The following is an 11,548-nucleotide window of genomic DNA, read 5'->3' as shown; positions in this document are numbered from 1 at the left end:
TCATATGTCATTAAATTTTTTAGATTTCGAGCAGCCTATTGCTGAGCTTGATGCCAAAATTGAAGAGCTACAATTAGTCAATAACGGTCAAGAATTAGATCTTGACCTTGAAGATCAAATTACTCAATTACGCGGTAAAAACGCTGAGTTAACCAAAAAGATTTTTGCAAATCTTGACCCTTGGCAAACAGCTCGTGTGGCACGTCATCCACAGCGTCCTTATACGCTTGATTACATACCACGCATTTTTACTGAATTCGACGAGCTTGCCGGTGATAGACACTATGCGGATGATAGAGCCATTGTTGGTGGTACTGCGCGTTTAGACGGTAAACCTGTGATGATTATTGGTCATCAAAAAGGGCGTTCAACAGCAGAAAAAGTTAAACGTAACTTTGGTATGCCTCGTCCAGAAGGTTACCGTAAAGCCTTACGCTTAATGCAAATGGCTGAACGTTTTAATATGCCCATTATTACCTTTATTGACACTCCTGGTGCCTACCCGGGTATAGGTGCAGAAGAGCGCGGCCAAAGTGAAGCGATAGCGATGAACTTAAAGGTTATGTCACGTTTAACCGTGCCGATTGTTTGTACGGTTATTGGTGAAGGTGGTTCTGGTGGTGCATTAGCGATTGGTGTTGGTGATCGTGTCAACATGCTGAAATATTCTACTTACTCGGTAATATCTCCTGAAGGTTGTGCATCAATCTTGTGGAAAACTGCTGAAAAAGCACCTACTGCCGCTGCCGCTATGGGTATTACCGCTACGCGTATTAAAGAATTAGAACTTATCGATAATATCGTTGAAGAGCCATTAGGTGGTGCACATCGTGATATGGATATTATGGCGGCTAACTTAAAGCAAGAATTAAAATCAAATCTTGCCGAACTAGAAGGCTTGTCAAAAGAAGAATTAATTGAAAAACGTTATGACAGATTAATGTCTTTCGGTTATTGTTAAGTTGTTATAAATCGACACGAGCAAAGTAGTATTGAATGCTTTGCTGATGAAGTTGTAGCCTTATCTTACTGATTCTATCTCTAAGTTAAGGCTACAGTTTTTTTGTTTTCAGTGTCAATTAACCAAGTATTCTATGATTAAACAGACCTTAATAGATTTTTTTTCCAACCACCCTCAAAAATCACTGCTTATTGCCTACAGTGGCGGTATCGACTCTCAAGTGCTGTTACATTGCCTTGGTGCTTTAAAAACACAACATGCTATTAATAGCGATATTCGTGTTTGTCATGTTAATCATGGCTTGAGTGTTCATGCCGTTAAATGGCAAGCCTTTGCTAAAGCTCAATGCCAACTATTTGGCCTGCCGTTAGACATTATTGAAGTAAACGTGCAAGCTGTTGCCCAAAAAAGCTTAGAAGCGCTTGCGCGCGATGCCCGCTATCAAGCACTAAAATCAGTAGCTAAAGCAGGTGATTTAATTGTTACTGGTCATCACAGTGACGATCAGGCTGAAACTTTTCTACTCGCCCTAAAAAGAGGCGCAGGTTTGAAAGGGCTCTCAGCGATGCAAAGTGAAATGATGTTGGGGCAGCAATTACTGGTCAGACCGTTATTAACTATTTCACGAGCCGATATTGAAGCCTATGCGAAAGAGTATGGCTTAGTTTGGATAGAAGATGAATCGAATACGGATGAGCGTTTCGACAGAAACTTTCTCCGCCATCAAATTTTACCTAAGTTAAATCAACGTTGGCCAAGCATCAATAAGACGATTGCACGCAGTGCTGAACATTGCTTTGAAGCACAACAATTACTCGATGAATTAGCGCAGCAAGATTTAATTGCTTGCCAGTCTTCAGCTAATAAGCTGAGTGTTGTTGATTTAAATAAGCTCAGCGAAGCACGTCTTAAAAATCTATTGCGCTATTTTTTATCTTGCCATGGATTTTTAATGCCAAGCCAAAAGCAACTAATGCAAATATGCCAGCAGCTTAATGCACAAGCGGATAAGTCGCCAGTTGTGCAATTAGCTGAGTGTTGCATCAGACGTTATCAAGGTGAGTTACATCTAACGGGTATCTATCAGGACCTGTCGCTGTGGCAACAAAACCTAGCATTAGCGCTGTTAGCCGATGATAAACCGTTAGATGTTTGTCTTCCCGATCAATTAGGTTGGTTAAGTTTTTCGAATTTATCAGCACAAGTACAAGAAAACAGTGACTGGCAGTCGGTGATAAAAAAACCGGCAGAGCAACAAAAAGTGACGATTAGTTTTTCTCACGAAAACCCAAGGTGTTTGCCACAATATCGACAGCATTCAAGACCATTAAAGAAAGTCTTACAAGAGCTTGCTATACCAACATGGCAGAGAAAAAGGTTACCTTTTATCTTTTATGATAATGAGTTGGTTGCGGTAGTCGGACAGTTTGTTTGTCAGCGCTATCTAGCCGAGAACAGTGACTCAGCATTTACGCTATCATGGCATGGTCAACTGCCTCTTTAAAGGTACCGTGTAACGAATAAACTAGACAGTGTCGGTGCATAAGTGGTAAAAATCTTTCATCGATGCGTTATCTTAATAACAAAAACAATAACTAAAATAAGACAAACTATGACAACACAAAATACCTCTGTAGAAAAAACATCACTTTTTGGTAAGCTAAAAGCTATTAACATCGTCAATCAAATCATTATTGCACTTGTTGTTGGTATTGTTTTAGCGCTTGTTTTACCTGAAGTTGCACAGTCATTTTCAATACTCGGCAGTTTATTTGTTAGTGCACTAAAAGCGGTTGCTCCTATTTTGGTGTTAGTTTTAGTCGCTTCATCTATTGCTAACCAAAAACAAAATAGCGATGCTAACTTAAAACCGATTGTTGGGCTTTATTTACTCGGCACAATAAGTGCTGCGCTGGTTGCTGTAGCACTAAGCTTTGCGTTCCCGGTGCAATTAACATTAGATATTGTTGGCGCAAGTGCTAATCCGCCACAAGGACTAGGTGAAGTCTTATCAACCTTAGCGTTTAAAATTGTTGATAATCCGTTCAATGCAGTTGTTACTGGAAACTTTATTGGCATTTTAGCGTGGGGCTTAGGCTTAGGTTTTGCGTTGAAAAAAGGCAGTGAATCAACGAAGGTTATGGTTCATGATTTAGCCGAAGCAATTTCAAGTGTTGTTAAATTGGTTATTCGTTTTGCACCTTTAGGTATTATGGGCTTAGTCGCTAATACGGTTGCGACCACAGGCTTTGATACCTTAGGTGAGTTTAGACACTTAGTACTGTTACTTTTGGGTTCTATGGTTATTATTGCTTTAGTGGTTAACCCGCTGATTGTTTATTTTATTACGCGTAAAAACCCTTATCCGCTAGTCTTTACTTGCTTAAAAGAATCCGGCATTACCGCTTTCTTTACGCGTAGCTCTGCAGCAAATATTCCGGTTAACATGGAACTGTGTGAAAAACTTGATTTACATGAAGATACCTATTCGGTTTCTATTCCTTTAGGTGCCACCATTAATATGGCTGGTGCGGCGATCACCATTACGGTATTAACGCTGGCTGCGGCCAATACTTTAAATATTGAAGTTGACTTTGCAACTGCTATTTTATTGAGTGTCATCGCCTCAGTATCAGCTTGTGGTGCCTCTGGTGTTGCAGGTGGTTCATTGTTACTTATTCCATTAGCCTGTGGTTTATTCGGTATAGACAGTGATATTGCTATGCAAGTAGTCGCGATAGGTTTTATTATTGGTGTTATTCAAGACTCTGCCGAAACAGCCTTAAATAGCTCTACCGATGTTATTTTCACCGCAGCCGCTTCGCATCACATCACTAAAAATCTAGAATAAATGAAGTCTTCGTTAACCACCTCATATAGAGGTGGTTGATTTTAGACCCTGAAGCTAATTAAGGGTGATAGCTTTTTTGCCACTTTATAGCCCTGCAACAAAGCTATACTTTCACTTTAATATTCAGCAACAGAGCTATACCGCCACTTTAGTATTCAGCAACTAAGCTATATGGTCACGTTTTAGCCAGAGTAAAGTGCAGCCTTTAAATAATGGCTCAGGTCAATTATTCCCCGTTTTTAATCAGCACTTTTTAAATCACTGAATTAGGAGCATAATAGCGAAAAATCTTCTTCAAAAATTAGTGAATTAATATTATGCCTACCGAAAATGCCTTAAAAGCACGCAGTAATGCTAGCTGTGAATTATGTACGTCAACTGAACAATTAGCGGTGTTTCCTGTGCCACCAACCAGCGACTTAAGTGCTCAGCAATGTGTATATCTATGTGCTACATGCACAGCACAAATTAATGGTGACACTGCAATGGATGTAAGTCACTGGCGCTGTTTGAACGACAGTATGTGGAATCAAGAACCTGCTGTGCAAGTTATGTCGTATCGCTTGCTTCATAAACTGTCAGCAGAGAGTTGGGCACAAGACGCTTTAGAAATGATTTACATGGAAGATGATGTTAAAACTTGGGCTGAGCAAGGCATTGCCGCTGCTGAGCGAGAGGGGCCAACAAGAGACAGTAATGGCACTGATTTACAAGATGGCGACGATGTTACCTTGATTAAAGATTTAAAAGTTAAAGGCGCTAACTTTACGGCTAAGCAGGGCACTATGGTGCGTGGCATTACCTTAACGGATAATCCTGAGCATATTGAAGGAAAAGTTAACGGTACACGTATTGTTTTAGTCTCGGCGTATCTGAAAAAAGCTTAAGCAAAACTTGCTGTTTATAATCGCCTTAAAAAGCTATGTAAAGTCAAAAAAAGCATCAAAGTAAGTCAGTAAAGCCCCAACATTGCGGTTTTACTGTCTTACTCATATCGTTTATAACCAACGTCTTACTTTTAGCTGATAATCACGGTATTGTTGACCAAATATTTTTGTTAACATTTTTTCTTCGGGGATTATTTGAAAACGTGTCATGTAGCCAATAAATATTAAAATAATAGGTAAAGATGCTAAATGTTGTAAGTAATAAGCGAGCGAGATCAGTGAAATCAGCATGGCTAAATACATTGGATTTCTTGAAAATGAATATATACCAGAACTTACCACGGTTGAGCTTGTTTCTGGTTTAGTGGGGTTAACAGTTGTTTTGTGTTTTTTAAAACTGACTATTGCACAAAGGCCCACAACTATCGCGATAAATAACAGCGCGAGGGCAACTGGCACATGAGCCGGCCAGCTCAAGGTGAGATCGGGTGATATTTTATAAAAAATCATCATTAATAACACGGCTATTAATATCTGCACAACGGGTATTACTTTTAACTCCATGATTTACCTTAAGCTTAAAAAGTTTATTGGCTGTTATTTTAGCAGGTATTAGTGGTTATTAAGCACACTATTCGATAAGTTTATTTTTAGGTGTTATTGACGTAGTCAGATAATATCGCCATTGTTCATTTGTATACTCGTTATGTTTATTTAGCTTTCTTCCTGTTAAATTTTCAATATAGTACCGATAAAGGATTTATGAAATGTCAGTCCCCATCGCTTATTTTGCCGTTATTCTTATCTGGTCAACAACACCACTAGCGATAGTGTGGAGCAGTGAAACTATTCATCCAACCTTAGCGGTTTTGTTGCGGATGCTGATTGCGGTTGTACCTGGCTGGTTAATACTGAAGGCTTTTCGTATTGAGCTTCCTTGGCATAAAAGTGCGCTTAAACTTTATAGTTTTTCAGCGATAGGTATTTTTGGCGGGATGTTATTTGCGTATTTAGCCGCTGGCTACATTTCTTCTGGGCTGATGTCGTTAATGTTCGGCTTGGCACCTATTTTATCTGGGGTACTAAGTCAGCGCATTTTGGCTGAGTCTGCATTATCACCAGCAAAAAAAATAGCATTGGCGATCGCTATTTGCGGCTTAGCTACGGTATGTTTTGATAAAATATCACTTAAAGATGATGGATATATTGGCATTATCGCGGTATTGATTGCTGTTTCATTTTTTAGTTTAAGTGGTGTATTGGTAAAAAGTGTTGAAGTTGCTATAAACCCTATGGCAACAACCCTAGGTTCACTATTATTAAGTCTGCCTTTATTTATCTTAGTTTGGCTTATTTTCGATGGCAATATTGCGCATCAAACATGGAGTAACAAATCAATATTAAGTGTCGTTTATCTTGGTGTTATTGGCTCTTTAGTGGGCTTTATTGCTTATTTCTATATATTACAACGCCTAAAAGCGAGTACGGTGGCATTGATCACTATGATCACCCCAGTGATTGCCATTTCACTGGGGTTACTATTAAATAATGAAACAATTAATATTAATTTAATCGTTGGCGCATTAGCTATCATTGCTGGTTTAGCTATTTATCAATGGGGCGATTTAGTGATTAAACACCATCGTAATAAATATGCTCACTGATGAAAAAGTAACCATAGGATTTCGACAAGCCCAGCAGAGTGATATAGGCTATTTATTACAATTAAGAAAAGCCTCAATGGGTGAACATCTTATTGCCGCAGGTTTGGATTTATCTGATCAGCAACACCTTGCACGAGTGAATGAATTTTTTGCAGATTCAACTATTATCTTGATGAACAATGCCCCGATAGGCTTAATAAAAATAGCAGTTTTAGCGGATAAGTTACACATCAGGCAGCTACAAATCATACCAATACATCAAGGAAAAGGAATTGGTGGTAAGGTTTTAGCCTTAATTAAAAGAAAAGCAAAAGAGTTAAAACTACCAATAACATTAAATGTTTTGTTAGCAAATCCGGTTATTTCTTTATATTTACGCCATGGTTTTGTTGTCACTGGCCAGAATGAAGTTGAATATCAAATGTGCTGGTTACAATAAAATAAGGCCAGTAATTAACAAATCACTGACCTTATGTTCAGGATGAACGGTATGTCACGATGCCATGGATGGCAAGGAGTGACGATGTTCAGGATGAACGGTATGTCACGATGCCACGGATGGCAAGGAGTGACGATGTTCAGGATGAACGATCAAACTTAATAGATTTTACCACTCGCTCGAACGGTGTTTACATCAATACGTGTTGGGGTAATACTGCCATCAACTAGTCCTTGCGTAGCGACTGATAACGACTCAATAACCTGATACATCGACGCTAAGTCTAGGCTGCTAATATCATCAGACGTTTTATGATAATGCTGGTCTTTATCAAGTTGGGTACTACTAAAACTGTGAGCTGGAACACCTAAACGCGCAAGTGTTGCATTGTCTGAACGATAAAATAAACCCTGTTCAGGGTAAGGGTCTTGGTAAATCTCACTGTTTTTAGCCGCTAAGCTGACGTTAAGTAATTCACCTAAATTTGAACGCTCCATTCCTGTCATCCAAACTGAACCAGCGCCAAATTTTGAAGGTTTACCTATCATCTCAATGTTTATCATTGCCACAACGTTGTTAGGATCTAATTGTTGTGAAAAATATTTAGAGCCAAAGCCACCAATTTCTTCGGCGGTAAAAGCACTAAACATTAAGGTTCTTTTGTTCTCACCTTGATGGGCATAGTGTTGTGCCAGATTAATAACAGCAGAGGTGCCCGACGCATCGTCATCAGCACCATTAAAAACCTCTTTACCATCAGCCGTTACACCTAAATGATCATAGTGTGATGAATATAAAACCACTTCTTTTGCTGTCGCTGGATTTTTATCTTTACCCGGTAGTATCGCAACAATATTGGTTAAGGTTTTTTCAGTTATCGAAGTACTCGCGTTAACGTCTACCGTGGTAATTTCATTATCATCGGCTAAAACCATAACAATAGCCCCTTGGTGCTCAAGGTTAAGCTTAGTTAAGCCTCGTTGAAAGTAACCTCGGTAACCGGCAAAGGTTTTAGCGTGAGCGCTATGGATAATAACCAGATGCTGGCCACCGTCATTATTCATTTTACCAAGGGCCGCGCGCATATCATCCGCTTCAGCAATAATATGGGTGTTAACATTTTCAAGGCTCTGCCATGAAAGCGTGGCCATAGTACTTGCCATGCCTAAGTTAGCGTCAGCAATAGTCTTACCATTTAAGGTCACCGTTAATGCTGTTGGCATAATACTGGTTACATTAAATGTTTGTTTGAAATCTTTATTGCCTACCATTGGGCTTAGTCCAATTTCGGTAAACCTTTGGCTAATATAATCACCCGCTTGGTCAATACCAACAGAGAAGCTGGCTCGGCCTTTTAAATCGTCACTTGCGAGATAAGTAATATCTTTAATAACTTGTTCCGATGACATTTCAGCAATTTTGGCTTTAGGTGCTTCAGGCTCACTGCATGCAGAAAGGAGTGTAATGCCAGTAAAAAGAGCTAAAGTTAAGCGGCTTTTAGTAAGGTGACTTTTCATGCTTATTATTTCCCTATCCATGTTGGTATTAATTATTGTAATTTTGTTGTCTCAATTAACAGTGTTTCATCACCGGCAGTTAACCATAATTGGCCATCTTGGATACTGCACTGAAAGTCCATAGAGCGACTAGCAAGTTTTGCTAATGCATCACAGGTTTCTTGGCTAATGAGCTCAATGGAAAGTTTATTGAGTAGACGTAATTTGTTTTGCGACTGTTTCCACCAGGTTTCAGCACTGCTGCCATAAGCATAAAGAATCACTTTTTGGGCACGATTACAGGCTTTTTTGAGACGTTTTTCATCCAGTTGCCCAAGCTCTATCCATAGCTCAATCACTTCAGAGTAATTAATTTGCCACAGAGCCGCTTCTTCTTCGTCACTCACACCTTTACCAAACTGCAAATGTTCATTTGCATTTAAAATAAAAGCTAACAAGCGCACCATCATACGAATATCTGTTTCTGAAGGATGTTGGGCGATGGTTAAATTGAGGGTATCGTAGTAATTTCTGTCCATATCTGACAGTTGTATACTGGCTTTATTTATTGTTGCTTTTAGTGCCATGATTATCCGTAAAGTAAGAAATGCTAATTAAGCTTATAATACTCGTATAACATCAAGGAATACAGCAGGTAAGTGCTTTTATTCGACCAACCACTCTAATTCATCAATGACTTTTCTGGCTTCAGCAATCGTACAATCAGTGCGAGCCATCAATTGGTTAACAGTAATGTCTGACTTTAATTTAGCAATACGCATAAGTTCATCGTGACTAAGTGCCTGCCTTTGACTCATTAAGTAATTAACTAGCCACTGCCAACTCGGCTCTTCTGAGTCTTGTATAAAAGCGACAACGTGTTCTAGTTGTTCAAAGCTAGCTTTGAGCTGCCAATTGCGTGAACGGCCAATTCTATAAAGTTCACAGCCACTAGCTCTTATTCCTGCTTTTAACGCATAAGCTTTTATTACTTTTCTAAGCAATGAGGGCAGATTAATGACAGGTATATGATTTGGCGATGTTTTCATAAGGAGCGAGTAACGTTAACATAGAATAAAAAAACCAGCAAAATGCTGGTTTCAGTTTACTAATAATAGTTGATTACCATTTTTTCTTCGGTTGAAATAATAAGTCTAAATCATCTTCTTGATCTTTGGCTTTTTTCGCCGCATCTTTAGCATTAGTGCTTTTAAGTGCATCGGTTATTTCTTCAAGTTGGATCTCAACCTCAGCTTTTTTACTGACGGTATATTCTGTTTGCGAAGGATGAGCGGACAATGTTTGCAAAGCTTTCTCAAAATATTGGCGCGCTGAACCTAACATTTCTTTTTGGTAAGCCATATTGCCACGTTTTAGCAGGCTTTCAACACCAATCTGTAGTTGCATAGCATCAAGCTTTTTATCTTCATGGGTAAATGTTTGTGCGTCTAAAGCTCCTTTTACTTGCTCTGACTTAAGTGTAGCTCGTAATTTTTTAATACATTGCAAAATACTGACGAGTTGTTGTTCATTATCAGGGAGAAGGAATGGTTCCTCTTGTCCTGAAGTTGAAGCCGCAAGTTCTTGTGACGCCTTCAACCTTGCCTCAATTTCATTCACTTTACCTTTAATTTGTTTTGAATCAGGTAAAATTGATCTCATCGCTTTTGCTGCGGTTAAACTGCGTCGATTAAGAATGTTGACGATGCCAGGATTACTGGGCAGGTTAGCAAGATGAAGAATAAGGTCTTCACTTTCATCTATAATTGCTTTTTGCTTAGCCGCTTTTGTGCGTTTGTCTTTTTCTTGTTTTTCTTTGTGCTGTTGAATTGCGCCAACACTCACAACTATAATGATTAATGCGATAATTAAAGCAATGATAATGCCCATAATGTTAACTACTCGTCTGTTAAAATAGAAATATCTTTTATGCAGTCTACAAAAAATGGACACATTAGCATAGCCTTATATCAACCTTTTATCTCTGATACTAATGAAGGCTATTTATATAACTTTTTATTTTGAGTAAAAAACTTCATTTTATCCTATAAAAGTCATTTTTAACTTAGTTATGTGGTTTTTGTTGTAATAATCCTACATTTTTAAATTAAATCTCGCATATAAGCAGAATAATGAAAATTAATATGGAATAAGTCTTCATTTAAGTATATATTTTTTGCATAAGCAATCAGCATAAAAAATTTTGAAGTATAATTATGAAACTGCAACAACTGCGCTATATTGTTGAAGTACTCAACAATAATTTAAATGTCTCTGCAACAGCAGAAAGTTTATTCACCTCTCAACCGGGCATAAGCAAGCAAGTTCGCATGCTAGAAGATGAACTCGGTATTCAAATATTCGGCCGCAGTGGCAAACATTTAACGCATGTTACTGCCCCTGGCAATGAAGTTATTAATATTGCCACAGAAATTCTCTCCAAAGTTGAAGCGATTAAAGCGGTTGCGCGTGAGCATACTCAACCCGATGAAGGTAAATTACGTATATCAACCACGCATACCCAAGCGCGATATGCATTGCCTGAAGTGATCAAAGGCTTTATGAAAAAGTATTCAAAAGTTTCTTTGCAAATGTCTCAGGGAACGCCAGCGCAAATTAGTGATGCCGCAGGCAAAGGTGACGCAGATTTTGCCATTGCGACGGAATCATTACACTTATATAACGATTTAGTGATGTTACCTTGTTATCACTGGAATCGCAGTATAATAGTGCGACCCGATCATCCCTTAGCTAAAAAACAAGGCATTACTATTGAAGACTTAGCCAAGTATTCATTAGTGACTTATGTGTTCGGTTTTACTGGACGTTCAGAGCTTGATATTGCTTTTAATAGTCTTGGAGTAGAGCCTAAAATTGCTTTTACTGCCACCGATGCTGATGTAATTAAAACATATGTGCGTTTAGGTGTTGGCGTTGGTGTAATTGCTACTATGGCTATCGACCCTAGAATTGATAGTGATTTAGTGGCTATTGATGCCAGTCATTTATTTAATTCAAGTACCACTAAAATAGGCTTTAGACGCGGTACTTTCTTACGTGGTTACATGTTTGATTTTATTGAGCGTTTTGCTCCTCATTTAAATCGTGATTTAGTCACTAAAGCTGTTTTATTGAAAAATAATGCTGAAATAGATGAGATGTTTGCAAATATTAAATTGCCTGTTCGTTAAAGCAGCTGCGATATAAATCAATAAACACATAAAAGCGACTGATATCAGTCGCTTTTTTA

12 protein-coding genes are annotated in these 11,548 nt (G+C 38.5%); 7 read left to right on the top strand and 5 right to left on the bottom strand.

Annotation, left to right across the window (positions count from 1 at the left end):
- Positions 1–4: 4 nt before the first annotated feature.
- From accA to H4J76_RS03105, 4 genes are all read left to right on the top strand, one after another.
- Positions 5–961, top strand: coding sequence for an acetyl-CoA carboxylase carboxyl transferase subunit alpha (gene accA / locus H4J76_RS03120; RefSeq protein ID WP_070374042.1), 957 nt, complete (start codon positions 5–7; stop codon positions 959–961).
- A 133-nt stretch (positions 962–1,094) separates the two neighbouring features.
- Entirely contained in the window at positions 1,095–2,465 is a 1,371-nt protein-coding gene (tilS, locus tag H4J76_RS03115; protein WP_182230099.1) for a tRNA lysidine(34) synthetase TilS, read from the top strand.
- Between the two features lie 108 nt (positions 2,466–2,573).
- Entirely contained in the window at positions 2,574–3,812 is a 1,239-nt protein-coding gene (gene sstT, locus H4J76_RS03110; protein ID WP_182221569.1) for a serine/threonine transporter SstT, read from the top strand.
- 317 nt (positions 3,813–4,129) lie between these two features.
- The gene (locus H4J76_RS03105; protein WP_070374039.1) at positions 4,130–4,699 is read left to right on the top strand and encodes an alkylphosphonate utilization protein; all 570 of its coding nucleotides are present in this window, start codon (positions 4,130–4,132) and stop codon (positions 4,697–4,699) included.
- A 111-nt stretch (positions 4,700–4,810) separates the two neighbouring features.
- Here H4J76_RS03105 and H4J76_RS03100 read toward each other — a convergent pair whose 3' ends face one another.
- Entirely contained in the window at positions 4,811–5,263 is a 453-nt protein-coding gene (locus H4J76_RS03100) for an isoprenylcysteine carboxylmethyltransferase family protein (protein WP_182215663.1), read from the bottom strand.
- Between the two features lie 203 nt (positions 5,264–5,466).
- Here H4J76_RS03100 and H4J76_RS03095 point away from each other — a divergent pair, with 203 nt between their 5' ends.
- Together H4J76_RS03095 and H4J76_RS03090 are read left to right on the top strand one after the other, a co-directional pair.
- Positions 5,467–6,363, top strand: coding sequence for a DMT family transporter (locus tag H4J76_RS03095; protein WP_182221568.1), 897 nt, complete (start codon positions 5,467–5,469; stop codon positions 6,361–6,363).
- Positions 6,353–6,802: a GNAT family N-acetyltransferase gene (locus H4J76_RS03090; protein ID WP_259366328.1), complete on the top strand. Its 450-nt coding sequence runs from the start codon at positions 6,353–6,355 to the stop codon at positions 6,800–6,802. The genes H4J76_RS03095 and H4J76_RS03090 overlap by 11 nt, the downstream gene beginning before the upstream one ends.
- Positions 6,803–6,960: 158 nt before the next feature.
- On the opposite strand, the gene H4J76_RS03085 is transcribed toward H4J76_RS03090, so the two are convergent.
- The 4 genes from H4J76_RS03085 to H4J76_RS03070 form a co-directional block, all read right to left on the bottom strand.
- On the bottom strand, positions 6,961–8,319 hold the full coding sequence (locus H4J76_RS03085) for a M20/M25/M40 family metallo-hydrolase (RefSeq protein ID WP_182221567.1): 1,359 nt from the start codon (positions 8,317–8,319) through the stop codon (positions 6,961–6,963).
- A 32-nt stretch (positions 8,320–8,351) separates the two neighbouring features.
- A complete protein-coding gene (locus H4J76_RS03080; RefSeq protein ID WP_182221566.1) occupies positions 8,352–8,885 on the bottom strand; it encodes a YaeQ family protein in 534 nt (177 codons plus the stop codon).
- Positions 8,886–8,963: 78 nt separating this feature from the next.
- Positions 8,964–9,347, bottom strand: coding sequence for a ribosome recycling factor family protein (locus H4J76_RS03075; protein WP_182215669.1), 384 nt, complete (start codon positions 9,345–9,347; stop codon positions 8,964–8,966).
- Between the two features lie 73 nt (positions 9,348–9,420).
- Positions 9,421–10,188 carry a hypothetical protein gene (locus H4J76_RS03070; protein WP_220465241.1) on the bottom strand — a complete coding sequence of 256 codons (768 nt, stop codon included), beginning with the start codon at positions 10,186–10,188 and terminating at the stop codon, positions 9,421–9,423.
- A 326-nt stretch (positions 10,189–10,514) separates the two neighbouring features.
- On the opposite strand from H4J76_RS03070, the gene cysB reads away from it, so the two are divergent.
- A complete protein-coding gene (cysB, locus tag H4J76_RS03065) occupies positions 10,515–11,489 on the top strand; it encodes an HTH-type transcriptional regulator CysB (RefSeq protein WP_182215670.1) in 975 nt (324 codons plus the stop codon).
- Positions 11,490–11,548 lie beyond the last annotated feature (59 nt).

The organism is Colwellia sp. BRX9-1 (assembly GCF_014077195.1).
Lineage (GTDB): Bacteria > Pseudomonadota > Gammaproteobacteria > Enterobacterales > Alteromonadaceae > Colwellia_A.
The sequence above is the reverse complement of the archived record's forward strand: the minus strand, read 5'-3'. Positions and strand labels throughout refer to the sequence as shown.